This is a genomic window from Bacteroidales bacterium, assembly GCA_022647615.1.
Taxonomy (GTDB): domain Bacteria; phylum Bacteroidota; class Bacteroidia; order Bacteroidales; family UBA932; genus Egerieousia.
Genome location: JALCKZ010000001.1, coordinates 792,126 through 818,474 on the forward strand (window position 1 = coordinate 792,126; position 26,349 = coordinate 818,474).

Below are 26,349 nucleotides of genomic sequence, written 5' to 3' on the forward strand. Positions count from 1 at the left end.
GTATGCTGGCAACACGCAGCCTGCGCAGCGGGTTGCGTAAATGAAATTCCTTTCTGTTGTGCCACAATTTTACAAAACGTGCAGATTTACAATGTGTTGCAAAATGTCGCTAAGAGGTGCCTAAATATATGCTCTCTGTGGCCGCTTTTTTTGATGCTCTTCCAACCCCAGTCAGTACACACAGAAAGGCAAAAAGTTAATTACTTGACAATCTATGTATTGCGAAGGTGTAAATTTTTGAGAAAAATAAAAACGCTGTAACTTATTGATAATCAGATAGGGTAATTTTTGCTTTTTTGGTACAGTACAGTACAGCACAGCACACCATGGGGCAGGTGGCTTATTCCTCTATTAGCATGTTGCAGCCGCGGAGCTCTGAATTTTTGATGCGGCCGTCAATTGTGAATGTGCAGTTGGTCTTTGTGCACCGTGTGAGTGTTACGTGTGGTTACTGTACCGCGGTCCTCTGTCTCAATGAAACAGCATGAATTTATGTTTGCCAAATCAATGATGTTTATGCCGCCGGTTTTCTCAGTAATCTTAAACGGATCCATCAAATCTCTGGTATAAATTTTCATCCAAGGAGGTGTTTGAAATATGCCGTCACCAGTAGAGTATGCTTGTGATAAAAGTTCCGCCATTCCATATTCTGAATGGATGTGGTTTGCTGAATGTATGTGGCTTGCTGAATGGATGGGATTTGCTCCGCAAGTATTTTGGGAAAAAACCAAAACCTTTTGAAAGTGCCGTATGCAATTCATTGCGGCTCAGCTCTTTGCCTCTGCCCTTCATTCCGCCCGTCTCCATGACGATAAGATTTTCAAACGGAAATATATTATGATTTTTGGAGATGTTGCCTTTTGGAAGACTTTGCAAGTCAACACCTGAATCTGAGCTTTTTGCTTTGAGAAATTTTACAAAATCCAGCAGCGCAAAACTTACCCCCAGTAAAATTGTCTTACGTTCTTTATTGTTTTTGCCAGTTTGAGCACTTTTTGATTTTAGATGAATTGATTTTAGATAATTTGATTTTGGGTAGTCAGATTTTTGGCTGCATGAAGTGGTACCGCCACAAAGCCGCGTTAAGTCTTTCAACAATTTTTCATAATTGTAAAGGTAAAAATCTCCCTTACCGCCAGATTCCCTAACTTTTTTTATGAGCCTGTCCGCCATGTAAACAAGTGATGAGCCTTTGCGTTCCAGATATGATGGCAGCAGTGCTAAAATGTTGTAATTCTTAATGTTGCCGTAAAAATATTCAAAGCCCTTCAGAAAATCTTTCTCATAAAGTTTAATGTTCGTGACATAATGTTTGGACGGAATCATTCCAGTGGTGGCGCTGCTTGTAAAAATAACAGTCTTGCAAGCTGTATCGTAAACTGCTGTCTGCGTTGTTTTTTGCCGATGAGGCAGCAGATGAAGGCGCTTTGGAAATAATCTGTCGGGACTTAAAAAGTTTTATTGGAAGAAAAGGAATTTCAGAGGCATGCTGAGGTTGAAAGCTCTCTTTTCCAATTAGTTGCAGGTACTCACGATAGACTTTGCAATTTTCTTTTTGATGGGAAAATGCCTGCAGCGCAAGGCGGTTAAATTCTTCTTCCGTCTTGATTTTGAAAATTTCTGCAGAGTATTTTTTTATGTCCATCACTTTTCCTGTGAAACTTGTTATGCCGTACATTATTGCAGCTCTTTAAGCTGGCTGATAAATGTTTGGTCTTTCCATAGAGCGGGTACTTTATTTTGTCCTCCAAGTTTGCCTCTGCTCTCCATCCACCTTACAAAAGTGTTGTCTTTAAGTTGCAGTATTTTAAGGCATTGCATTGTTGCATCTCCGGCTCTTTTTGCCTCATAATCTGAATTAACTTTTGTAAGCTCCGTATCCAAAGTCCTTTCAAATTCAGTAATGCTTTCCGGAGCTTTTGCAAATTCAATTGCCCAAAGGTGATACCCTTTTTTGTGAAGATCCATAAATACCGGAGCAACCGTAAATGCCCGGGTTGTGCAATTGCATTTTTTGCAGGCGGCGGAGAGAGCTTTTTCCGCATTATCTATCATCATCTCCTCACCGAATGCATTGATATACATTTTTGTACGTCCCGTGACTTTTATTCTGTGCGGGAACAAAGAGATGAATTTTACACAATCTTCCGGAAGGTATCTCCATAGTCCGCCGTTGGTTGTAATGATAATTGCATAGTCAATTCCCGTTTTTACTCCTTCCAGTGTAACTACGTGAGAATTATCCCCTTGCATGGCTTCATGCAAAAATTCCATTGGAACAAATTCATAAAATACGCCGTTGTTCACTGTCAGCAGCATTGCATCTACTGCGGGGTCATCCTGGAAAGCAAAGTAACCTTCTGACGCATTGTAATTTTCCAGGTAATGCATATCGTCGCGCGGAATAATTTTATTATAAAGCTCCCGATAGGGTTCAAATCCAATTCCGCCGTGCATGAATAATTCCAGGTTTGGCCATATATCCAGAAGGCTCTCTTTTTTGTTGTATTCCAGCACTTTATTTAGCAGGATAAGATTCCAGCTTGGCACTCCGGAAAAACTTGTGATATTTTTTTTGCTGCACTCTTTGCAGATTCTCTCTACTTTTTCATTAAAGTTTGCAATAAGCGCAGTGCTTCTTTTTGGTGCGCGGGCAAACTCAACAATAGCGGGCGTGTTCTTAAGCATGACTGCGGAGAGGTCTCCGTATTGTGATGAGCCATTGCCCATTTCATCCGGTTTTACGCTGCCGCCAAGGGTAAGTGCGCGCCCTGCAAATAGCTTGCTGTCGGGATAAGTATTAATATAATTAGCAAGCATAGAAGTCATCCCCTTAAAGTGCATAAACTTAAGCGAATCTTCCGTAACGGGAATGAACTTGCTCTTGTCAGAACTTGTGCCGCTGGATTTTGCAAACCATCTAACTTTCTGATTCCAAAGTATATAGTCCTCTCCGCTGCGGGCGCGGTTTACATAACTTGCAAGACCGTTGTAGTCAGAAACGGGAACATTCTTTTGAAAATCGTTGACAGATTTAATGCTGCCAAATCTATGCTCTATTCCAAACAAAGTCTCTTTTCCGCTATGTATCAGGGAATTAAAAGTACTATGCTGATATTCAAACGGCTCTTGTTTGCTCTTCTCTATCTCCAGCAGCAATTTCTTTTCCGCCCTAAGGAAGAATTTATTTATTATCTCATTAACCTTCATTGCTGCTGCAAAATTAACCAACAGAACGCATCAAGCAAATATTTCATGTAATACGGGAAGGGATTTTATCTCCATTTTTCCGCCCAAATGGTATGAAAGATAGTCCAAAAGGCTCTTTAAAAATTCCGCGCGCTCTTGTCCGGTGCATTGAATTTTATCAATGTCAGTAACAGGCGTGGTGAGAATATTATGCAACAGAGAAGACTGTTGCTCTGTGAAACAACATCCTTTATCAAAAAATTCTGAAAAGTGAGCTTGGGTAAAATCAAAGAATTTGCGCGATTGGCTGTAGTCATCTAATGGCATGTAACCCAGAATTTTACAGTAATGTGCAAGGAAGTGCAGATGAAAATTTTCAATGCCTTGCTGCAAACTTTCAAGGACTAAAATTGAGGATGAAAGAAAAGTATATAAGCTTGGATTTGGTTCAATTTCTCTAATGCTTTTTGTAAGCAGCTCGCTGATGAAAATTGCAATTGCATTCTTGCGGACATCTGTAACAATAGAGCGCATATTTTCAACAGGGGTCATCTCTTTTATGCTTGGCATGGCAGGACCTGTTCCGCTGTAAGATACTATATCCAAGATATTTAAAGGGTGAAGCTCTGCAATGTTTTTGTTTTTGTTTCCACCTGCCCTGAAGTAAAAAGCGCACCTTCCCGCGCAATTTGAATAGGCCTGCACAACAATCCCAGTATCGGAATGTTTAATGGTGTGCAAAATTATTATCTGGCTCTTTGAAATCATCAATTTTCCGCAAGATTATTCTTGCAGCAGACTCCCTGCAAAATTGGCAAGCTTGCGCATTGCAATGCCTCTATGTGAGATGTTATTCTTGTGTTCTTCAGTCACTTCCGCAAGCGAGCATGAGCATCCTTCCGGAATAAAAACAGGGTCATATCCAAAACCGCCCTCGCCGCTCGGACTCTCGGCAATTGTCCCGTTTAGAATTCCCTCAAAAGAGTAAACGGTCCCTTGATGTATTAAGGTCACGACAGTTCTGAATCTTGCGCTGCGGTCTCTGCATTTTTTTGCCTTGCCGCTTGCCGCAACTTTTGCCAGCGCATCCAGCAGTTTTGCAATGTTTGCGTTGGAGTCTTTGGACTCTCCGGCGTACCTTGCTGAATACACCCCCGGTGCGCCATTTAAAGCTTTAACTTCCAGTGCCGTATCATCTGCAAAACAAGTCTTGTGGAACATATTCCATATTAGCTGAGCTTTCTCCCTGGAATTGGCCTCCACAGTATTTCCCGTTTCCGGAATATCTCCCTCATATCCCAGCTGTTTTGGCATAATAAGTGTAAACTCTTTGCCTAGTATTTCTGCCGCTTCCCTTAATTTGTTGGGATTTCCGGTAGCAAATACCATTTGCATTGTTTTTTGTTTTGCCTTTTGCATCGCTTTGAGCATTTATATACCCAAAGTTAACAAAAGTTTAGAATTGAGTAAATTTGGAAAATTTTTTAGAGGATTATTATGAATAAAATTATTAGCAGAATTATTTCTGTCGCGATGGTTGTTCTTTTGTTGCCGGCAGCTCTGTTCCCTGCAAAAAATGGCGCAGCAGCTCAGAGCAAAAATTTTAAGCTATCGCAAGGTCTTGAGGTTGAATATAATATACTAAAGCAGCTCTCTACTGATTATGTGGATACTATTAATTTTGGCAAGCTGCTCAACACGGGAATTGATGCAATGCTGAATTCCATAGACCCTTACACAGAATATATTCCGGATGAAAACCAGGAGGAGATAGATTTAATTACTACAGCTTCATACGGAGGAATTGGCGCGGTTATCAGAAAGATTGATTCTCTGGGAATTGAGATTGAACAAGTTTATGAGGGTTCTCCTGCTGTTACTTACAATTTGGAGCCAGGTGACTTGATTTTAAAAATAGATGGTGCAGATGTAAAACCTTTGTCATCAAATGAATGCAGTAAAAGGATGAAGGGAACTCCGGGCACTGATGTTAAGTTTTTGGTTAGGAAGGGACGCACGGGAGAGACAAAAGAACTTCTGGTAAAGAGAGACAGAGTGCATGTTTCCGATGTCTCCTATAGCGGGCTTCTGCAAGATTCAACCGGCAGAATGACAAAAGATGGTTATATAAAAATTGACGGATTCAGCATGGGAGGAGGAGAAGACGTTAGAAAAGCTGTCGTGAGTCTAAAAGGAAAGGGAGCAAAGCGTATCATACTGGATTTGAGGGGAAACGGCGGCGGTCTTATGGATGAGGCCGTGAATATTCTCTCTATCTTTTTGCCAAAAGGGACAGAGGTTGTCTCGGCCAAAGGAAGAGCGGAGAGCGCAAACTTTACTGCAAAGACAAAAGAAGAACCTGTTGATACCCAGATACCTGTAATGGTGCTTGTAAATTCCGCATCGGCATCTTCTTCAGAAATTGTAACCGGAGCAATGCAGGATTTGGACCGCGGAACAATTATTGGGACACGTACTTTTGGAAAAGGACTTGTACAGTCTTTCAGACCGGTTGGCTATGACGGCAGGATAAAACTCACTACATCAAAATATTACACTCCAAGCGGCAGATGCATTCAAGTGCTGGATTATTCTCACAGGAATGCGGACGGCAGCGCGGGCACTGTTCCGGACTCTCTTAAAAAAGCGTTTAAGACAAAAAACGGACGCACTGTTTATGATGGTGGCGGAATAACTCCGGACATAGAAGTAAAGGGAGAAAACTATAGTCGCCCTGCTTATTCATTGGTGCTGAGCGGAATAATGGAAGAGTATGCAGTTGATTATTATAAAAAGCATAACTCTATTGCAGCTCCCGATAAATTTTCTTTGACTTCTGCAGAGTATGCGGACTTTGTGAAATTTGCCTCCAAGAAAAAATTTGATGAGCGTTCAGGCGCAGAAGTTTTGCTGGACCAGATGATAGAAGAGGCCAAAAAAGATGACATGTACAATGCCAATAAATCTGAATATGACGCCCTGACTAAAAAACTTAAACTGACCAAAGAACAAACGCTCAACCTTAAAATGCAGGAAATCAAACCGTTGCTGGAAGAAGAAATAGTTCAGAAATACTACTACATCCCCGGCCGCGTCCGCTCCATCATCCGCAATGATGAACAGCTTCGCAAGGCGGTTGCCAAATGGAAATAAACACTCCACGTTACTTGCACTCAAGTTTGTTAATTATACCCAAGTTTAAAACCTTATTGAGTTCAGTTCCCCAAGACCAGAAGGCCTGCTGAGTTCCCTAAGGCCAGAAGGCCTGCTGCCGTAGTGAGCGTGCAACATCGGGGTCGCTAGAGTCGCTCCATCACGTCTCGTGGCTGGCTGGTGACCAATCGGCCTTGGAAATCAACGCGTTAAAGAAGTTCTGTTTTTTAGAAAACGGAACTTCGGTAACTATCAGATTATCAGTATCGGCAATAAGCCAGCAGCAAGATATTTTAAACTTCATTCCAGTTGCCGACTATTCCGCATTTTTTACGATTCTTTGTACTTAACTGATATGCTAATTTCTTAGACCTTTTCTTATTGAAATCTTCCAATGTTTTGTCATGCTCAAAAATCAAGCTTGTGTCCACATCTATAAATTGTGATAAAAAAGTCCCATGCTTTGTATAAAATAAATAAGAACTATAAAGATATCCGCCGGGCCGTATGCACATTCCAGATAAAATAGGATTGTTTATAATATAGTACAAGGTATCTAATTGATAATCAACGCTTGCCTTTTCTATAATTTTTGCCGGCATTTCAATGATAGGTGCCCTTTTAAAACCTTCCTTTGTTGATTTATTTACCAATTTTGGTCCGCTGCTTATAATGGACAATTTTTCCAGCCTCGCTTGCCTGTTATTTTTATGGTTGTCTATTGACTTAGGTCTCTGGTACTTACAATAGAAATATCCTTCATATGCTTTTACTAGATTGCAAACAACATCTTTTACACAATTGCTGTGAATTAACAGGTGAGCATGGTTTGTCATAAGAACAAAGCCGTAAATGCTTGAGTTGCTGAGATGTAAAAACCTGTTCAGAAAAAATAAAAATCTGCAATAATCTTCTCTTTTAAAAAAGATTTTATGTCCATCTGTACCCCTTACAATAACATGATAAGAACTATATATATTTTCTGTCGCGACAGAAATATTATTGCCGTTTATTTTTTTGCTTGCTGCTGCCTGCCCAGATGCAAGTTGTTCCATTCCAGCATATTTGTCTGAATCTGCATGCCTTGATGCAAGTTGTGCAGCAGTTTTAGTTACAACTAATTGTGTCCCTTCTCCGTTAAGAAAATAATCTCCAAGTTCCATAATTTTACATCTATTAAGTTAATAATCAAATTATTATATAATATCACGCGGCTGCAAAACTGCAGCATTCGCATAATTTTAAACCCACATATCTCCCTCACAAACTTAATAGCGGTAAAAAAGTAGTGAAGATGCAAATGTATCAGTGGCATGAAAGTATATATGCCAAGCGCATCTGCTGTTCAAAATTAATATTTTTTATCACGACAGAAAAAATAGTTAGAGCTGTTTATTTTTATATGACAGTGTCGAGAGGTTGTATTTTATATGATGGTGCCGAGAGGTTGTAATAAGATGTACTTGGATGTATTTGTACATACCTAGATGTAATCAGAGAAAAAACCAAGTATGCTGGTTCATGACTGGTTCATGACTGGTTCACGGCTGGTTCACGGCTGGTTCACGGCTGGTTCATGACTGGTTCATGACTGGTTCACGGCTGGTTCACGGCTGGTTCATGACTGGTTCATGGCTGGTTCATGACTGGTCCACTGCTGTATTGCTGGTCTATTGCCGATGCTGATAATCTGATAGTTACCGAAGTTCTGTTTACTATAAAACAGAACTTTCCTAACAAGTTGATTCCCAGGGACGATAAACCACCAGCCAGACACGAGACGTGATGGAGCGACTCTAGCGACCCCGATGTTGCACGCTCACTACGGCAGCAGGCCTGCGGTGGCTTTACAACTCTTGCTCGTAATCTTGTAATCTTGGACTGTGAGGACCTTTGAGATTTTGGGTTTTGTGACTCATGTGGCAATGGACTTTGTGACCCAGGGAACAATGAACGTTGGAGTATTACTCCCAGCGGTAAATCTTGTCTGAGCGCCGCAGGTGTTCTGCAATTGGAATGGAGCAAAGCTCTCCTTGATGTGCGGCGGGAACGCTCTTTAAATCCACGCGGATTTCTGTGATTGTTTTTTCCAGGCAGCCGGTAGATGGGCCTATAATCAGCACATTATCTCCTACATGAAGTTCTCCTGCCTCCACCAGGACTTCTGCAACTTTCAGGTTGGAAAAGTAGTTTGTGATTTTTGCGACGTATGTTTTTTTGCGTGTAGATTTATTGCCGTAGACTGTGCTCCACTCTCCAAGTCGCGCGCCCATGTAATAACCGTCCCAGAAGCCGCGGTTGAAAACGCCGCTGAGCTTAGACTTTAAATCAGCTGCTAAAGCGGGAGTATATTTTCCTGCAAGTACGGCATTTGCAGCCTCTCTGTAACAAGAAGTTACAAACTTTACATATTCTGCGCTGCGGGCGCGTCCCTCAATCTTAAAGACAGTACATCCCGCATCAATAATTTTATCTATGAACTCAATTGTACATAAATCTTTTGGAGACATTATGTACTTATTCTCTATGTTAAACTCACGGCCGGTCTCCAAATCTGAAACCTTATATCCTCTTCTGCAAAGCTGATAGCAAGAACCTCTGTTGGCAGATGCACCATACTCATCCAGAGAGAGATAGCACTTGCCTGAGATAGACATGCAAAGCGCTCCGTGAACAAACATTTCCAGCCGTACAAGATTCCCTCCCGGACCGCAAATTTTCTCCTCTTTAATCCTTCTGCTGATTTCTTTAACTTGCTGCAAGGTCAGCTCCCGCGCAAGGACAATTACATCTGCAAATTGAGAATAAAACTTTACCGCCTCAAAATTTGAAACATTCAGCTGAGTAGAAATATGCACTTCAATACCCATCTGCCTGGCCATCCCAATTACTGCCATGTCAGAAGCAATGACAGCCGTAACTCCCGCATCTTTAGCAGCTTGCAGAGCCGTACGCACATCGCCAACCTCAGAATCATAAATGACGATATTAAGAGTCAGGTAGGATTTTATTTTATGCTCCCGACAGATTTCTGTTATTTTTTTTAAGTCTTCCGGCTGAAAATTATTGGCTGAATGAGAACGCATGTTCAAATTGCCCACTCCAAAATAAACGGAGTTTGCACCGCCTTGGATTGCCGCCATCAGGCATTCAAAGTTGCCGGCAGGAGCCATTATTTCTATTTGATTTTCAGGCATGTAATAATTCATAAAGTTTTGATAAAATCTCAACTTGGTACTATAAAATATTTTATCAGTTTTTCTTATGATTTTTTCTCTCCGCTCTTTAAAACGGCCTCAACCTTTTCTACCACCATTGACGGAGCAACTTTTTCCAGACACTCATAATTACCTTTATAGCAGGGTTTTGCACCATATATAGAGCATGGCCTGCAAGGTAAATCTACTTGTACTGCATAATTAACATTCTGTCTGTAACCGTAATAGCCTGCATAAGGATGAGTAGCTCCCCATATTGAAACAACGGGAGTTCCCTCCAAAGATGCAAGGTGCATATTTGCGGAATCCATGCTTACCATAACGTTAAGATTCTTCATCAGCTCAAGCTCTTCCACCATTGTATGCTTTCCTGCAACAACTTCTGTATTAGGATATTTTGCGGCCCAGTTATTTAATAGCGCAACCTCTTTTTCTCCTCCTCCAAACAGCAAAATTCTATTTTTACAGGTATTATCTCCACTGCAATTCTCATTATCGTATTTTTTACTTCCGCTTAAAATTCTCACAACTTCTTCCATCTTCTCCAGCGGCCAAGTTTTTCCGGCATGTCCTGCAAAAGGAGCAATCCCAATTTTACAAACATCAGTTGAAAGGTGCAGCCGTTCTTCAATAGGTCTGCCGGCGGAGGTGAAATGAATATCAGTAAATCCCAGTGAAACAAGAACTTCCTCCATGCATCTTTGGCTAGCGGTAAGTGGTTTAAGAATCTTGTTGTTCTTCCTAATCAGTCCGCGCTTTTGTCCAAAGCGTTTATTAATTACGCGACATTTTACTCTGTGTCCCCACATTGCAAAGCGCATAATTTTTGTTCGCAGAACATTATGAATATCAGCCACGTCAGTGATGCCGTATTTTTTTACAGTATCATTTGCAAATCTCATAAGCTGCCGCGGTCCTCCGCAATATGCGGGAGAATTTCTTTTAGTATCTATCGGGACAAAAAACAAATTTTCCACTCCGCTGAACATTGGCTCATAGCGGGGCTGGGATAGCATGTAAAATTTTGCTGCAGGATTTTGACGAGCATACTCCTTTACAAGAGGTGCTGCAATTGCCACATCTCCAAGGGCTGACAGCCTTATAACTAAAATATGTCTCTCCTTAACGGACCTCATGATTGAGATACAATTTGATGATGTTAGATAATGATGCCTGCAATTTTCCGTTCCATTTGAGATGGTGAACAGACCTTGTTATCCAAATTATTTTTTGCCGCCTCCGTACAAAACAGGATTGGTGGACGGGTCATTGTACATCTTCATCTGCTTATATACTTTCATATATTTGCGACCGGCCTCAATATCTGCAAGCAGCTGATTTATAGCTGTGCCCAGGTCTTTTTGCTGAACAAGCAGCACCTCCAGCTTCTCCTGGCATTTCTCTTTATGCTCCTTGCTTGCATCTCCTCTTGTTGCCTCCTCATGCATATGATAAATCTTAAGCGCAAGAATAGACAAACGGTCAACTGCCCATGCCGGAGTTTCCGTATTTATTGTAGCTCCCGACAGAGGTTTAATGTTTTTGTATTTATCTAGGAACCAGCTGTCTATCATCTCCACTAAATCTGTGCGGTCCTGGTTGGACTTATCTATGCGCCTTTTGAGCTTGAGGGCTTCCGCCGGATTTATCTGCGGGTCTCTGATAATATCTTCCAAATGCCACTGAACGGTATCTATCCAATTCTTCAGGTATAGAAAATATTCTATGCTTCTCTCTTCATAAGGGTTTTGGATGGGCGCATCTACATCATTGGTTTTGTGATAGTTGTTTATGCACCTGTTAAATATCTCGTTGCACTTTTCTGTAAAACTCATATAAGTATCAATTATAAATTTTATCTAAAAAATATTCTATAAAACATCAAAAATATTCTTTTGAATATCTATTTTATTCCGGCAAATTCTAGAGCTTATTTTATTCTGGTAATTAAGGTATTAGCATATTTTGTCATTTGCTCTTCCTGAGCTTTTGTCAGCTTTAGCTTCTTAAGAGTAGAGAGAGCTTTGTTGTAATTCTCAGCGATGGCTTCTTCCGCATTTTTCTTAACTCCAAGCATTTCAATGAATTGTCTTACTTTGACAATCTTCTCTTTGCCCATTGATTCATTCATTGCCAAAAGCTTATGCAGCTCTTTTTTCTGCTTTTGATTGGCCACATTACAGCTATTAATCAGCAGCCATGTCTTCTTGTTGTTTAAAATATCTCCCCCAATTTTCTTTCCAAAAATCTTCTCGTCTCCAAAAGAATCCAAATAATCATCTTGGATTTGGAATGCCAGGCCAAGCTGATAACCAAACTTATACAGCCCATTGCAGATATGAGCAGGAGCACCGGCCAGCAAAGCTCCAAGTTTTGCAGAGCAGGCAATAAGGACTCCCGTTTTAAGACCTATCATTTTCATATAATCCTCCATTTTGATAGAGGATATGAATTCAAAATCCATATCATATTGCTGACCTTCACATACCTGCATTGCGGTCTGGGAAAACAGCTCCAATGCCGAATGTAATTTCCCCCATGGAGCATTTGCAAGCAAAGAATATGAAGCTATGCACATTGCATCTCCGGAGAGAATTGCAATATCGCTGTTCCATTTTTTATAGACGGTCTTTTGTCCCCTCCTTAGGTCCGCCTTGTCCATGATATCATCATGAATAAGGGTGAAACTATGAAATACCTCCAAGGAAAGTGCGGGCAAAATTATGGATTTGTCAATCTTGTCATTAAAAAGGTTGTAAGTTGTAATGCAAAACCTTGGACGCAATCTCTTGCCTCCTATGGATAACATATACTCCAGCGGCTTGTACAGACGCAGGGGTTCTTTTTCCCAATCAAGTTTTGCAATTGCCTTATCTATAATAGAATTGAGCTGCGCTAATGTTTTCATATATGACAAAGTTAATCCTTTTTAAACAAATTGCTAAATTCGCACCGTATGAGAGCCACCGTAGTAAAGCATACCGGCAGCCATTACCTGCTATCAAAATTACCGGAGTGGAATTTATTTCCCGCAGTCATAAAAGGTAAGATGAGGTTGGAAGATTTGGAATCTACCAATCCCATAGCAGTTGGGGATATAGTTGAATATGAGCAGGCTGATATGGGCAGAGATATAGCTCCCGACAGTTCCTCTGATGGCAGAATGTGCATCATAAAAGAGGTGCTTCCGCGCAAAAACTGCATCATCAGAAAGTCCACAAATTTGTCCAGGCAGAACCATGTTATTGCCGCCAATCTAGATAAAGTTTTTCTTACGGTTACAATGGCTGACCCTCAGGTAAAGCCGCAATTTGTTGATAGGTTTTTGGTTACATGTGAGGCTTATGGAGTTCCCGTTACAATCTTGATAAACAAGGCAGATATTTATTTACAAAATGGAGAAGCTGTCGGGAGTAAAAAAATAGAGCCTGAAGAGAGAAAAAAGATAAAGGCAATTGCGGAAAATTTTAAAGCCATATATAATGGGGCGGGGTATGAAGTGCTGGAGGTCTCTGCAATTACCGGATTGAATATCAATATATTGGAGGAGGAGTGCAAAAACAGGGTGGTGCTTTTCAGCGGCCAGAGCGGAGTTGGAAAATCTTCTTTGATAAATAAAATGGACCCGGGACTTGATTTAAAAACTGCAGAAATTTCTGCTGCGCATCTCCAGGGAAAACATACTACCACTTTTTATCAAATGCATCCTCTTGTAACGGGAGGGTTTGTGATAGATACCCCCGGTATCAGAGGTTTTGGTCTTGTCAATTTTAAGAAAGAGGAGCTGAGCAATTATTTTCCGGAGATGCTTAAAGTGGAAAATAATTGTAAGTTTGCCCCGTGCACTCATACTCATGAACCCGGCTGCGCTGTGAAAGCGGCTGTTGAAAATGGAACAATTTCTCCGGAAAGATACTACTCATATCTTGCTATGCTGGAGGAAGATACAAAGTATAGAGCACCGGAGGACTAATGCAAAGCGGCAATTGCATATTAGCATTAAGCAGCCGAAATACTAAATAAATTTATGAGCAACGTCAAAAGGATAAATAAGAGCGTACTCGCTCTGGCCTTCCCAAGCATTCTTGCCAACATTACCGTGCCGCTGGTTGGAATGGTTGACCTTGGTGTTGCCGGCCGCCTTGGAGACGCCGTGGCTATTGGAGCAATGGCAATTGGCACGATGCTTTTTGATTTGCTCTACTGGAACATGGGCTTTTTAAGAGTGGGCACCAGCGGCATGGTTGCACAGGCTTATGGCAGAAGAGATTTTTCCGACGCCATGAAAATTTTCTCCCAGGGGCTTGGGACTGCTGTGATTATTGCGCTGCTAATCTGGATAATACAATATTTATACGTTAATCTTGCACTGCTTGTAATACCATGTTCTCCGGAGGTTGCAGTACTCGCAAAAGAGTATTACTTCATAAGAATATGGGCTGCTCCCGCCACGCTTTCACTATTTGTGTTCAAAGGATTTTTCATTGGAATGCAAAATGCAATAAGTCCAATGATAGCAGATATAACGGTTAACGTTGTAAACCTGCTGGCCAGCATCTGGTTTGCATTGCACATGGGAATGGGATTCCGCGGAATTGCTTTTGCGGTTTTGCTTGCTCAATATACAGGCCTGATACTCTGTATTATACTCACTATAGTCTATTACAGAAAATTGTTTAAATATTTTAATTTTCACGATAGTTTAAAATTAAAGCACCTTAAAAAATTCTTCTCAATTAACGGAGATTTATTTGTGCGCTCTCTTTGCTTTCTTTGCATCTATGCCGGATTCACCTCTTTTTCAGCAAATTACGGCGACGAACTATTGGCGGTAAGTACAATAATGATGAAGCTGCTTTTGCTTTACTCTTTCTTTATAGATGGTTTTGCATTTGCAGGAGAAGCTCTCACGGGAAAATACATAGGAGCTCAAGACAAGGATTCTCTTAAAACTTCTGTTAAAGTAATTTTTTGGTGGTGCGGCGGAATAGCCGTTGTATCAACATTTTGCTACTTGTTTGGAGGAAAGGGAATGGTGATGATGCTTACAGATAGCAAACAGGTAATAGAAGATTCCGTTCCGTTTTTACCTTGGCTTTGGGTTATGCCTGCATTCAGTTGTATTGCATTTACGTGGGACGGAATTTTTATTGGCGCTACAGCAACAAGGTCAATCATGCATTTGATGCTGGTTGCCGTCGCCGGTTTCTTTGCTTCATATTTCCTTTTAAAAGACATAATAGGTATCCAAGCTCTCTATGTTGCCTTTATGTTACATAACTTAATAAGAACGGTTTATATGTGCATAACTGCACACAAACAAGTTTTCGGAAGGATTTTAGTTAAATAAATAATCCAAATTTCTTGTTTTTCTTTCAATTTGTAATCAAAAAAAAATTCTAAAAATTGAGATGCCCGCCAAAATGCGTTATGGCGGGTATTTTCATAGAAATAAATTATTACATTTGTTGCAGAAATTTAATATCTATATGAAAAAAATATTCCTCATTGCGGTGGCTATGTGCCTGGCCGCTACATTTTCATTCGCACAAAAAAGAACTAAAGATTTACCTATCGCGACAGATAAGAATTATATCGTCGGCAAGTTGGACAATGGTCTTACTTATTACATAAGAAGGAACACAAATCCTGCCGGCATCGCAGATTTTTATATTGCAGATAACGTTGGCTCATTACAAGAGGACGAGTCTCAGAGAGGACTTGCCCATTTCCTTGAGCACATGGCATTTAACGGAACCAAGAATTTTCCCAAGCAAGCTCTTAGAAATATTCTTGCCGCTAACAGCGTAAGATTTGGCAACAATTTAAATGCTTACACTTCACAGGACAGAACAGTCTATAATATTGATGCCGTTCCTACAAAGAGAGCATCATTTGTGGATACTGTAATTTTAATGTTGCATGACTGGTCTTCATTTATTTCTTGTGAGCCGGAGGAGATAGAGGCGGAGAGAGGCGTTATAAGAGAGGAGTGGAGAATGAGAGATGACGTTAAGAGCAGAATGATGAAAACTATTTATGATTTGGACTATGCAGGCTCCCGTTTTGCTCAGAGAGATCCTATAGGCCTTATGGATGTTGTAAATAATTTTCCTCCTCAGGTCTTGATAGATTATTATCACAAATGGTACAGACCAGATTTGCAGGCTATTGTAATTGTCGGAGATATTGACCCGGCCAAAATAGAAGCCAGCATCAAGAGAATCTTCAGCGATATCCCTGCCGTAAAGAACGGAGCTAAGAGAGAGACATACAAAGTTGATTATGCAGGCAAAAATCAGGTTGGTTACTTTGTAGATCCTGAGACCAGAGCCATTGCTGCAAAACTAGATATAAGATATCCTTACTTTGATGATAAGTTTATCTCTACAAATGAGTACTTACAGCAAACCCTTATAAGAGAGGTCATTTCAACTGCTATGAACAACCGTTTTGTACAAGAGAGAAAAGAGCCTGATGCAGCAACAAAAAGATGTGTTCTTGCAATGGACAGACTTTATTATGATTGCAACATTATGAGATTTACCTCCGTTCCTGTAAATAACAATTATAGAAAAGCAATGGTAGCACTTTATAAAGATGCTGCCCAAATGTTGAAATACGGTTTCTCAGAGGATGAGGTTGCAGAGGCTGCAGCTGAGGTAAAAGGCAGATATACCAGAGACATAAAAGGATTATATGATCCTGATAGCAGAACTTACGTAGGTATTGCAGTTCAGAATTTTACAAGGAAGTCTCCTTTGTTTGACACAAAGGCTTATGCAGATAATAATGTAAAAATGCTTAGCGAGCTTACTGCAAAAGATGTTAATGATTACGTTAAGAAAATAAAATACAACAACAGCGTTTCTGTTTTGGTTGCTCCTAAGAGTTTAGAGAAAATACTCCCGACAGAGAGTGAATTGAATGCCATCAGAGATTCTGTGAATAAATCAAAGATTGAACCTTTTGCATTTAAGGCTGCAGGTAAATTTGTATTCTCTAAAAATTTGAAGCCTGTTTCTGTAATCTCTACTGAGAAATATGCTGCGGTAGATTCAACTACTGTCTTCACATTGCCCGGAAACACAAAGGTTTACTGGAGAGAAACAAAGCCAGATGTAGAGAAGAGAGTAATGATGAAAGCTTACAGAAACGGCGGTCTTTCAGTTGTTAAAGATGAAATTGCATCAAGACGTGCAAAAGTTGCTGCAGGTTGTATGGGAGCAGTTGTATTTGGAGACCTTAAGAGAGATGAAATTGCAAAGCTTATGAGCGGCAAAAATATGAGACTTTCACCAGAGTCCCATTATAGGGAAGATGCAATAAGCGGCGTATTCAAAGTAGAAGATGCGGAGAAATTCTTCCAGATGTTATACGCTCAAGTTACTGATCCTCAGTTGGACACAGAGGCTTTGAGCAACACAAAGAAATCCAGCATTGCATCTTTGGAACTTCCAAAGAGTGAACTTGGCAAATACATAGATACTCTGGAGAAGGTAACTTATTATCCAACTCCTCTTCAGCAAGAAGTTAAGACCCAGGATGTTAAAGATTTCACTGCTGACATGTTGATGAAATATTACAAAGAGCATTTCAGCAATCGCTCCGGCATGACATACATTTTCAGCGGCCCGATGAGCGCAAAAACTGTTAAGCCTCTTATTGAAAAATATATTGGCAACATGCCTACGGGAAGTGAAAATGCAAAGAGCAATAAGGGCAATTATATGCTTAAAGGAAAGAGAGATTTTGTCTTTAACGCACATGATATAAAGAGTACTGTCTGCGATATTACAGTAGATGCTACCGGATTTGGAGAGTATAGCACCAAGCAAATTATTGCTGCAAGATTCTTATGCAGTGCTTTGAGAGACAGATATATACAGATATTGAGAGAGAAGATGGGCGGCACTTATAGCGTAAGCGTATCTCCTACATACAATACTGCACCTGAGAAATATTTATGTGTTACTGTCAGCTACACTGCAGGAGCAAAAAATCTTGACGCATTGAATAAGGCCGTTTATACTGAATTTGACAATGTCGTAAAGAATGGTGTTACAGATGAAGAGATGGAGACTTTCCGCAAGTTCCTTAACAAGTCAATTAAAGAGAAGGATTACTCCCGCATTAGTTGGATTAGCAGAATTGAAGATAATCTTACAGACGGAGAGTACAAAGACACAGATGATTTGGCAATAATCAATGCAATGACAAAAGAGGATGTGCAGAATGTTGCTAAGAACATCTTTGGACAGAATAACATTTTCACTCAGATTTATAAACCTGCAGATGATAACAAAACGGCAGATACCAAGTAATCTGTCGGGATTAAACAGAAACTATTTTACTATAATTTAACTTAATATTAACCCTAAATGAAGAAACTGATTTGTATTTTCTTTGCTCTTCTATTTGGTGTTGCCTCTATCTCCGCGCAGAACAAAACTGCTAAGGGACAAGGTGTTACTCTAAAAGGTGTGATAACCGAATACGGCACTGACGCGCCGTTGGAAATGGTTACCGTCAACCTGCCTGAGTACGGCTTGTGGGCAACAACAAATTCAAAGGGGCAGTTCACAATCAACAGAGTTCCAAAGGGTACTACTACCCTTAAGATTTCTTGCCTTGGTTATCAGGGACAGGACATGACGCTGAAGATTGAGATGGACATGGAGAACTTGAAGTTCAAGCTGAAAGAGGACAACTTAACATTGTCTTCCGTTACAGTTACGGCGCAGGAAAGCAAAAGCGCGGCAACTACTACCAGAATGATGGAGAAGCAAGCTATTGAGCATCTGCAGGTTGTAAATGCTACGGATATTTTGAGCTTGCTGCCCGGAGGAACAACTACAAAGAATTCTCTTACAGATGCTTCAGTTATTAGCTTGAGAGGAGATGATGCGGTTACAGGCGGATTTGGAACAGCAGTTATGATGGACGGAATTAAATTGTCCAACAATGCATCCATGCTAACTTTTGATGACACAAAAAGGATTTTCCAATCAAATGATTTGTCAAATAAATTAACTGGAGTAGATACAAGATTTCTTGCTGCTTCAAATATTGAGTCAGTTGAAGTTATCACCGGAGTTCCATCTGTTGAATATGGCGATATGACATCAGGTATGGTGCTGATTAATACCAAGAAAGGAAAGACTCCGTATACTGCGACTATATCTATTAATCCAAAGACTAAACAGTTCTCTGCAAGCAAAGGTTTTGAGCTCGGGAACGATAAGGGTATAATGAATATAAGTGCAGAATATGCAAAAGCTTTTAGCAATCCTGTTAGTCGTTACACTACTTACTACAGAAATAATTACAGCGTTAATTACGTGAGGACTTTCAATAAAACAGGAAGACCTCTTAAAGTTGATCTTACTTTAGCTGGAGGGTTTGCTAAACAGCATGCCAAGCAAGACCCTGATGCTTACAAGAATACATGGCAAAAACAGAATCAGAGCAATTTGAGATTTGGCGCTGATGTTAAATGGCTGATTAATGCACCTTGGATTACAAGTTTGGAAGGCAAAGGCTCTATTAGCTATGAAAACGGCACAGAAAAAGAGAATGATTTTTATGCTTATTCTACAATCATTCCTGGCTATAGCTCATTGGAAAACGGCTATTATGAGATGGCTTATCTCCCAAACAATTTTTACTATTTAACAACCAATGACAGCAAACCATTTGATGCTTCACTTGGTTTGAAAGCTACATGGAATAGAAAATTTGGTACAGTTAATAATAATATGAAACTTGGCGTTGACTGGGCAAATTCTCAGAATATGGGAGATGGTATTTCTTATTTGGCGACAAATAGTTCAACCAATGTTTCTTATCCCGGAATTTCCATGAATGGCGGTGTCAGAGACAGATCGTACAAGGAAATTCCAGCTCTTAATACATATTCTGCATATTTAGAGGATGTTGCATCAATTCCTTTTGGCCAGACTATGGTTACGGCTGTTGCCGGATTAAGAGCAGAGAGACAGCACCTAAGAAATATGCAGTATAACAATCCTTCTGCTTTGTCACCTCGTTTCAATTTAAAGTGGAGTCTGATGAGAGAGAAGAGAAGCGGATTCCTAAGATCTTTCACAATAAGAGGCGCTTGGGGTCAGCTGACAAAACTTCCATCCCTTGGAATTTTATATCCTCTTGATAACTATCGTGATATTGTTGTTTATTCTAAAAATTATAACACCAGCAATTATTTCTATGCTGTTAATACCCAGGTATATAAGAATCAAGAGAACAAGGACCTTAAGTGGGCAAAGAACAGAAACATTGAGCTAGGCTTTGATGTAAACTTGGGCGGTGTAAAAGTGTCCGCAATTTATTTTAATAATAAAGCAAAGAACACTTACACAACGACTACAGATTATGCTCCTTATGCTTATGTAAGAACTAACGAGCAAACATCTGTTCCGGCAAATCCAAGTTTTAGAATTGACAACTCTACGGGAGATGTCTTTGTAACAGATCTTGATAACCCTACTGCAGGCGAGACACTTCTTCCAAAGTCTGTTCTTGATACTACTTTTGTTGGAAACACAAAGGCAAATAACCTACAACCTATTACTACTCAGGGTATTGAGCTAACAATTGATTTTGGAACTATTAAGCCTTTGAGAACTTCTGTTATTGCAGACGCTAGGTATGAGTATACTAAAAACCTGGATACTAGATTGGTAGAATATTATGCATCCGGTTTGCCACACTCAACTCTTGGCGCGCAGGGTCGTTCTTATCAGTTTGTCGCTTACTATGTTGGCAGCAATATGAATAGAGTTGCTACATACAATGGAAGCAAGAAAGATTTTATTAACGCTAATGTCACTTTTGTAACTCACATACCTGAAATTCGTTTGACAATTTCAACTAGAATAGAAGCTCAATTCTATGAGAGAGATAGGAACCTAACATACTACAATGGTAAAGAGTGGGCGTACCTTGTAGATGACAGCGGAAACAGAGTTTCAGGTTCTGTTTATCACCAGAAGCAATATATTACAGGCGCATGGCCGGTTGCTTACAAAACGCTTGACGGAACAGTAAGACCGTTCACTGAAAAAGAGGCTTCAGACCCTGTATATGCTTCATTAATAAGCTACAGGAGCAGCAAGAGTACTTATGTTACTGACGGCAATGGCCCTTACTTTAGTGCAAATATCAGTATTACAAAAGAGATAGGTAAGATAGCGTCCATCTCATTCTTTGCAAATAACTGTTCCCGCAGTATGCACAGAATAAAATATTGGTCTACCGGAATGTATCAGATGAAGAATGCAAACTTCACCTATGGAGCAACTTTAAGACTTAAATTTTAAAGGGCTAAGGAGACTCATAAAGAAATGAATATGAAAAAGATATTATTTTTAATCTCGATAGGCTTAATGATATTTTGTTCCTGCTCAAAGCAGCTGGACAAGATGGATGACAGCCCTTATGTCAGCGGAACAAAGAAGCTGAATATTCAGCTTGTTTATCCCGATAAATATACCTCTCTCACAAGAGCCGGTGTAATTGTTAAGGTTATAAACCCTTCTAACGGAGTTGAGTATGACCTTACAACAGATGCAAAGGGAACTTGCTCTGCGGATTTGCAATATGGTTTCTATAGAGTATCTGTTTCAGATAAAGGTGTTTCTGAATCAGGGACAATACCTTTGTTTAATAAGAGTATAGATGCAGTTAAGCTTAAAGATACTACGGCAAGCTCCATAAATCTTAATGTAGATTTAGTATTGTCATATTCCAGCCAGCTAGTAATAAAGGAGCTTTACTTTTCTGGTTGCTTTAATCCTGCTACAAAAAAGACATATTTTTCTGATGCCTACATGACCATTTATAATAATAGTGATCAGGTAGCTTATTTGGACAGTCTGTGTTTTGGTTGTGCCGAGGCGTACAACTCACTCTCTTCTCCAAGCGTATGGTCTTATAAAGATGCTAATGGTCAGAAGGTTATAAGGGATACTATCCCAATTACAGAGGCTGTTTGGCAATGGCCGGGAACTGGTACAACTTTCCCTGTTCAGCCGGGCAAGTACGCAGTGCTTGTAATCAGGGGCGCTATCAACCACACTTTGGTTAACTCTAATTCTGTGGATTTGAGCAAGTCTGATTACTTTGTATGCTACAATTCCCGCTATACAAACAAGACCTTCAATCCAACTCCATCATCAAATCTTGACGGACATTGGCTGGATTTGCTTTGGAAACAGGGAACTTCCACGGCGTATGCGTTCTCTATTAATTCGCCTACGGCCCTGATATTCAAAATTCAAGGAAATACTGCGCAAGGATTTATTAACGATCCAAACAATAGAAGCCGCAAACCTGGTACTTCTTCAGCAATGGAATATATAATGGTGCCTTCTTCATTTGTACTTGATGCGGTGGAAGTTATGAGATCAACTACAGAATATAAGAGATTACCGGCATCTGTAGATGCTTCTTATGTTTTGTTCCCTCCTGCGGCTAATTCATATAAGGGACATACTGTTTATAGAATTGTAGATGAGGCTGCTACGGCAAAAGCCGGCAGAACCATTTTGCAAGATACTAATAACTCGCTTGCAGATTTTGCTATCAGCGATCACCAATTATTAAAAGATGAATAGGGAGGAACTGAAATGAAAAAGATGAAAAACTTATTTGGTTTTATTGCAGTTTCCGCTCTTTTTATATGTGGTTTTACAGAGGGTGGTTACGCGCAGAACAGCAAAAATGCGGAGTACTTTAAGAAACAGATTAATGACTCTTTGGTTACTTTTAAGCAAACTTCAAAATTTGAAATAGTCCCTCTTAAGAGCGCTTGGATTACAGGCTTGAATCCAGCCGGACTAGTTAATATTCCTATCGCGAATAATAAAGAGCTCTCTTATGTTGGTTCCTATTTTAACTACAACAATGGAAAGTTTGTAAAATATTATGAATCAGATAATAGCAATATTTTCGGATTTAAGACTGAGTCCTATGCCAGAGTTAAAAAAGTTGCCATGCACGGTATGTTAGAGTATAACAACTTCAGAGGCAATAATATGACTTTCAGCGGCGTGCTTGATCCGGAGAGATTGACAAACTTTATAGCCGATACTGTACCAACTTCTAAAAGACAAGAGTTTTATAAAGTTGCAGGAGGCGTTGCGTTTAATGCTACAAAATGGCTGGAACTTGGCGCAAGCGCAAAATATGAAACCTCTAACTTATCCAAGATGAGAGATTTGCGTCACAATACAACTTATGCATTCATGGATGTTAATTTTGGCGCAAAATATACATCTGATTATGTGGATGTTGGAGCAAGCTATTTTTATAGGAAATACAATGAAGAAGTCAGATATTCCAAGATTTCAGATAACAATGTTATCTATACGGGGTATTGGTTCAAGGGCTTATTCTTTGGATTGCATGATGCCTGGGATACGGAAAATCTGTGTATGGATGATCAATATTTTATTAGCAAATACAACGGTTTGAGTGGTCAGGTTGAGTTTAAGTTTGATGATAACGGAGGCGGCAAATGGCGCTTCTATAATGAATTCTCTTTCTACAAGAGGCGCGGTCAAACCGGAGAAGGCGGACAGCACCTATATTCCAAGGAACATGGAAAGAATTTCACTTATACCGGAAAACTTAGCTATGACAATGGAAGTTTTGCAGATTATCTGACATTCACAAGTGCGTATAATAAGATTAAGAATCGCGATCAGGTATTCACTACACAAATTGTCAGCGGAATCTCAACAATGACTTATTATGGTCAGGTTCAAGTATTTGCGAAAAGAAGCTTTGATTGGAATCTAGATTATAGAATGACCTTTGGACGCGGCGCAGGCAGAGAATTAAATCCTTCTGTTGATGTCAACTTTGGATATGATCATTCTACCAATCGTTCCAACAGTTCATTTGTCCTTCCTTATTACTACACTCAAAAAATCACTTACAATGATTTCTATGTAAAAGCAAGGAAAAATTTCTTGTTCAAGAAAGGCATGTTTGATGTTTATGCAGGAGCAAAGTGGAGCAACGGCTGGGGCACTGTGCTTGAAAAGCACACGGATCCAAACTTTAGCGCTACAGTTGCAACAGGCGAGCCTAAGCCAAACTATCTGCTGCTTTTCAGAGAGTATGAATATTACACTCAACCTAAAGGTTTGTATAACTTTGGTTTAAGATATACTTACTTTTTAGGCGGCAAGCTTCTGGGTAACCTTTATGCTGACGTTTCTTATACAAGAATGCAGGGCAAAAACATTATTTATGCTCCGGGCAAATATTCTCAGATGTTCAGCGTTGCGGTTGGCTTGAACTTCTAGGAACACAACGTAAATCATATTTAAACGGTCGGCAAAACATGCCGGCCGTTTTTTTTGCATGCCGCCGGTAGGTTGCAGTTGAATTTTTATTGCTACTTTTGGCGGACAATTTTGAACTTTATAAAATGCGTAAAACTTTAATTATTGTAACACTTTGCGTGTTAGGCTTTTGCACCGCAGCTCGTGCTGACGGCGGAATGTGGCTGGTGAATGATATTAATCCCCAGCTTTATGGATTGATGAGAAAAGCGGGTATTAAGATTACTCCTGCTCAAATATATTCAGATGCAAAATATCAGCAGCCAGGTATTTACAAACGCGGCACATCTTTAAAAGATGCAGTTGTTGCTCTTAATGGAGGTGAGTGCAGCGGCAGTATTATTTCTCCCGATGGTTTAATGATTACCAACCATCACTGTGCATACTCTGATATTCACGCGCTTTCAACTCCGGAACATAATTACCTGGAGAACGGTTATTGGGCTTTGAAGCGTTCAGATGAGATGCCAATCAAGGGAAAGACAATAACATTCCTTTGCACCGTTCTGGATGTAACAGATGAGTGCAGGGCAATAGTTGACAGCATGGATTGTCACGGCGGCAGAGGATTCCGCTATTTGATGAAAGTTCAGCGCAGACTTCTTTCCAAGCTTGGCAAAGATGAAGAGGCTAAAAAATATGATTTTGATTTGCAGTCAGAGTGGGCCGGTCAGAAATACTATCTATATATCAGTCAGACTTATGGAGATGTAAGATTTGTTGGCGCGCCTCCCGTTACAGTTGCCGCATTTGGAAATGATGCCGACAATTGGGGCTGGCCTCAGCACAAATGTGACTTTGCAATGTATAGAATTTATACAGCTCCCGACGGTTCGCCGGCAGAGTACAGTCCAAACAATGTGCCGATGAAAACCTCTGCATATCTGAAAGTTTCAGCGGCAGGAGTTAAAGAGGGAGACTACACAATGGTCATGGGTTACCCGGGCAGCACAAGCAGATATGTCTCTTCTCCTGAATTGGAATATCACTATGCAGTTGAAAATCCTATCACATACGTAATTAGAAGGACCAAGCTAGATGTCATTAAGAAATTCATGGACAAGGATCCGCTGCTAAGATTAAAATATTCAAATGAATACTTTGAAATCAGCAATTATTGCGACTATGCAAAATGGCAGAACATCTGTATTGGAAAGCAGGGGACGATTGATACAATCAAGGTCAGAGAGGCAAAGCTTAAACAGTGGATAGATGCAGATCCTCAAAGAGTTAAGGCTTATGGCGATGTTCTTGAAGGATTGCAAAAAACTTACTCTTCTGTCAAGGATGTAAGCAAGAACAGGCAAATGTTAATGGAAGCGCTTGTAAGAGGTTGCGCAGCCGTTACTTACTCTACAAGATTAGGATCGATTGTTAGGACAATGGAGAAGAAAAAACTTACAACCGTGGATACTTCAGATAAAGATGTACGTGGAATTTTATATATGACTCTAAAACAAGAGCGGGAGACAGACCCGGCTGTAGAGCAGGAGATTACATATACAATGCTAAAATATATTGATGAGCATGTGGACCGCCAATATATGAGTAATGAGCTGAGGAAATTCTTGGATGACAACAGAGACAATCTGGAGAACAAAGTCAAGGAGATGTACGCCAATAGTATTTTCAGCGACAGCACTAAAACAATCAAATTTTTTGCAAGCGGCATTACTGCGGAAAAAGTTAAAGCTGAACCATTTGCAGTATTTGGAGATTTTGTGAACTCAATTGAGCTTGGGCAGAAGGTTAACAAAATTTTGGCTGCTGAAAAGCTTAATCCGACAACGCTTAACAGAGCGTACATTGGTGCAACTTATTTGATGCTCAAAGATAGAGGGGTTGCTCAGGCTCCGGATGCAAACTCTACAATGAGAATTACTTATGGCAATGTAAAATCTATTGCTCCTGCAGATGGAGTATATTATTCATGGCAATCAACTGCGGCCGGAATTGAACAGAAGAGAGATACAACAAATTATGATTTTAATATGTATCCGGCTGTGTACACCTTAATCAAAAATAAGAATTTTGGGAGGTGGACCAGTACAATGAGCGGCAATACAATCCCTGTTGATTTCATTTCAACATGCGATATAACAGGCGGAAATTCAGGCAGTCCCGTAATGAATGCTAATGGGGAGCTGGTAGGTCTTGCATTTGACGGAAACAGAGACGGCATTGCAGATGAGTTCTTTTTTAACAACAAATATTGCCGTTGCGTAAATTTGGATATCAGATATGTTTTGTGGTTTTTGGATAAGTATGCTCACGCCGATACTTTGCTAAAAGAGATGACCATAACGGAAAATTCTGCAAAACCTGTAGCAAAGCTGTCGGGAAAAAAGAAGAAATAAATTAAAATAAAAAGTAATCTATTGCAATTAATAGAATCTTTTAGATGCAATAATATTTAG

The 26,349-nt window shown here is 40.0% G+C and carries 19 protein-coding genes; 8 read left to right on the forward strand and 11 right to left on the reverse strand.

Features of this window, described 5'->3' with window-relative positions; translation table 11 throughout:
* Positions 1–395: 395 nt before the first annotated feature.
* The 6 genes from LKM37_03415 to rdgB are packed head-to-tail and all read right to left on the reverse strand — an operon-like array spanning position 396 to position 4,584.
* Positions 396–578, reverse strand: a complete 183-nt coding sequence (locus LKM37_03415; protein MCI1720056.1) for a hypothetical protein — start codon at positions 576–578, stop codon at positions 396–398.
* Positions 579–603: 25 nt separating this feature from the next.
* On the reverse strand, positions 604–1,326 hold the full coding sequence (locus tag LKM37_03420; GenBank protein MCI1720057.1) for a hypothetical protein: 723 nt from the start codon (positions 1,324–1,326) through the stop codon (positions 604–606).
* A complete protein-coding gene (locus LKM37_03425; protein ID MCI1720058.1) occupies positions 1,292–1,678 on the reverse strand; it encodes a hypothetical protein in 387 nt (128 codons plus the stop codon). The genes LKM37_03420 and LKM37_03425 overlap by 35 nt, the downstream gene beginning before the upstream one ends.
* Positions 1,678–3,210, reverse strand: coding sequence for a GH3 auxin-responsive promoter family protein (locus LKM37_03430; GenBank protein MCI1720059.1), 1,533 nt, complete (start codon positions 3,208–3,210; stop codon positions 1,678–1,680). The genes LKM37_03425 and LKM37_03430 overlap by 1 nt, the downstream gene beginning before the upstream one ends.
* A 30-nt stretch (positions 3,211–3,240) precedes the next feature.
* Entirely contained in the window at positions 3,241–3,957 is a 717-nt protein-coding gene (gene recO / locus LKM37_03435; GenBank protein MCI1720060.1) for a DNA repair protein RecO, read from the reverse strand.
* A 15-nt stretch (positions 3,958–3,972) separates the two neighbouring features.
* Entirely contained in the window at positions 3,973–4,584 is a 612-nt protein-coding gene (gene rdgB, locus LKM37_03440; protein MCI1720061.1) for an RdgB/HAM1 family non-canonical purine NTP pyrophosphatase, read from the reverse strand.
* Positions 4,585–4,686: 102 nt separating this feature from the next.
* On the opposite strand from rdgB, the gene LKM37_03445 reads away from it, so the two are divergent.
* Complete coding sequence (locus LKM37_03445; protein ID MCI1720062.1) at positions 4,687–6,342, forward strand: S41 family peptidase; 1,656 nt, start codon at positions 4,687–4,689, stop codon at positions 6,340–6,342.
* A gap of 293 nt (positions 6,343–6,635) precedes the next feature.
* Here the strand turns inward: LKM37_03445 and LKM37_03450 are convergent, their stop codons facing one another.
* From LKM37_03450 to LKM37_03470, 5 genes are all read right to left on the reverse strand, one after another.
* Positions 6,636–7,505 carry a hypothetical protein gene (locus LKM37_03450; protein ID MCI1720063.1) on the reverse strand — a complete coding sequence of 290 codons (870 nt, stop codon included), beginning with the start codon at positions 7,503–7,505 and terminating at the stop codon, positions 6,636–6,638.
* Positions 7,506–8,306: 801 nt separating this feature from the next.
* On the reverse strand, positions 8,307–9,551 hold the full coding sequence (locus LKM37_03455; GenBank protein ID MCI1720064.1) for a U32 family peptidase: 1,245 nt from the start codon (positions 9,549–9,551) through the stop codon (positions 8,307–8,309).
* A gap of 53 nt (positions 9,552–9,604) precedes the next feature.
* Complete coding sequence (locus LKM37_03460; GenBank protein ID MCI1720065.1) at positions 9,605–10,696, reverse strand: glycosyltransferase family 9 protein; 1,092 nt, start codon at positions 10,694–10,696, stop codon at positions 9,605–9,607.
* An 87-nt stretch (positions 10,697–10,783) separates the two neighbouring features.
* Positions 10,784–11,395 (reverse strand): DUF4254 domain-containing protein, encoded by a 612-nt coding sequence (locus tag LKM37_03465; protein MCI1720066.1) that lies wholly within the window; start codon positions 11,393–11,395, stop codon positions 10,784–10,786.
* 95 nt (positions 11,396–11,490) lie between these two features.
* Positions 11,491–12,468 carry a polyprenyl synthetase family protein gene (locus LKM37_03470; GenBank protein MCI1720067.1) on the reverse strand — a complete coding sequence of 326 codons (978 nt, stop codon included), beginning with the start codon at positions 12,466–12,468 and terminating at the stop codon, positions 11,491–11,493.
* Positions 12,469–12,516: 48 nt separating this feature from the next.
* Between LKM37_03470 and rsgA the strand changes: the two genes are divergently transcribed.
* The 7 genes from rsgA (at position 12,517) to LKM37_03505 (ending at position 26,289) form a co-directional block, all read left to right on the forward strand.
* A complete protein-coding gene (gene rsgA, locus LKM37_03475) occupies positions 12,517–13,533 on the forward strand; it encodes a ribosome small subunit-dependent GTPase A (protein ID MCI1720068.1) in 1,017 nt (338 codons plus the stop codon).
* 54 nt (positions 13,534–13,587) lie between these two features.
* Entirely contained in the window at positions 13,588–14,910 is a 1,323-nt protein-coding gene (locus LKM37_03480) for an MATE family efflux transporter (GenBank protein MCI1720069.1), read from the forward strand.
* Positions 14,911–15,049: 139 nt separating this feature from the next.
* Positions 15,050–17,884, forward strand: a complete 2,835-nt coding sequence (locus LKM37_03485) for an insulinase family protein (GenBank protein MCI1720070.1) — start codon at positions 15,050–15,052, stop codon at positions 17,882–17,884.
* Positions 17,885–17,941: 57 nt separating this feature from the next.
* Positions 17,942–20,899, forward strand: coding sequence for a TonB-dependent receptor (locus LKM37_03490; GenBank protein ID MCI1720071.1), 2,958 nt, complete (start codon positions 17,942–17,944; stop codon positions 20,897–20,899).
* A gap of 30 nt (positions 20,900–20,929) precedes the next feature.
* Entirely contained in the window at positions 20,930–22,195 is a 1,266-nt protein-coding gene (locus LKM37_03495) for a DUF4876 domain-containing protein (GenBank protein ID MCI1720072.1), read from the forward strand.
* Between the two features lie 21 nt (positions 22,196–22,216).
* Positions 22,217–23,893, forward strand: coding sequence for a hypothetical protein (locus LKM37_03500; protein ID MCI1720073.1), 1,677 nt, complete (start codon positions 22,217–22,219; stop codon positions 23,891–23,893).
* Positions 23,894–24,018: 125 nt separating this feature from the next.
* Positions 24,019–26,289, forward strand: coding sequence for a S46 family peptidase (locus LKM37_03505; GenBank protein MCI1720074.1), 2,271 nt, complete (start codon positions 24,019–24,021; stop codon positions 26,287–26,289).
* Positions 26,290–26,349 lie beyond the last annotated feature (60 nt).

Coding starts and splice junctions, on each gene's coding strand:
- LKM37_03415 (MCI1720056.1), bottom strand. CDS start 578: ATGAAAATTTATACCAGAGATTTGATGGATCCGTTTAAGATTACTGAG.
- LKM37_03420 (MCI1720057.1), bottom strand. CDS start 1,326: ATGATTCCGTCCAAACATTATGTCACGAACATTAAACTTTATGAGAAA.
- LKM37_03425 (MCI1720058.1), bottom strand. CDS start 1,678: ATGTACGGCATAACAAGTTTCACAGGAAAAGTGATGGACATAAAAAAA.
- LKM37_03430 (MCI1720059.1), bottom strand. CDS start 3,210: ATGAAGGTTAATGAGATAATAAATAAATTCTTCCTTAGGGCGGAAAAG.
- recO (MCI1720060.1), bottom strand. CDS start 3,957: ATGATTTCAAAGAGCCAGATAATAATTTTGCACACCATTAAACATTCC.
- rdgB (MCI1720061.1), bottom strand. CDS start 4,584: ATGCAAATGGTATTTGCTACCGGAAATCCCAACAAATTAAGGGAAGCG.
- LKM37_03445 (MCI1720062.1), top strand. CDS start 4,687: ATGAATAAAATTATTAGCAGAATTATTTCTGTCGCGATGGTTGTTCTT.
- LKM37_03450 (MCI1720063.1), bottom strand. CDS start 7,505: ATGGAACTTGGAGATTATTTTCTTAACGGAGAAGGGACACAATTAGTT.
- LKM37_03455 (MCI1720064.1), bottom strand. CDS start 9,551: ATGAATTATTACATGCCTGAAAATCAAATAGAAATAATGGCTCCTGCC.
- LKM37_03460 (MCI1720065.1), bottom strand. CDS start 10,696: ATGAGGTCCGTTAAGGAGAGACATATTTTAGTTATAAGGCTGTCAGCC.
- LKM37_03465 (MCI1720066.1), bottom strand. CDS start 11,395: ATGAGTTTTACAGAAAAGTGCAACGAGATATTTAACAGGTGCATAAAC.
- LKM37_03470 (MCI1720067.1), bottom strand. CDS start 12,468: ATGAAAACATTAGCGCAGCTCAATTCTATTATAGATAAGGCAATTGCA.
- rsgA (MCI1720068.1), top strand. CDS start 12,517: ATGAGAGCCACCGTAGTAAAGCATACCGGCAGCCATTACCTGCTATCA.
- LKM37_03480 (MCI1720069.1), top strand. CDS start 13,588: ATGAGCAACGTCAAAAGGATAAATAAGAGCGTACTCGCTCTGGCCTTC.
- LKM37_03485 (MCI1720070.1), top strand. CDS start 15,050: ATGAAAAAAATATTCCTCATTGCGGTGGCTATGTGCCTGGCCGCTACA.
- LKM37_03490 (MCI1720071.1), top strand. CDS start 17,942: ATGAAGAAACTGATTTGTATTTTCTTTGCTCTTCTATTTGGTGTTGCC.
- LKM37_03495 (MCI1720072.1), top strand. CDS start 20,930: ATGAAAAAGATATTATTTTTAATCTCGATAGGCTTAATGATATTTTGT.
- LKM37_03500 (MCI1720073.1), top strand. CDS start 22,217: ATGAAAAACTTATTTGGTTTTATTGCAGTTTCCGCTCTTTTTATATGT.
- LKM37_03505 (MCI1720074.1), top strand. CDS start 24,019: ATGCGTAAAACTTTAATTATTGTAACACTTTGCGTGTTAGGCTTTTGC.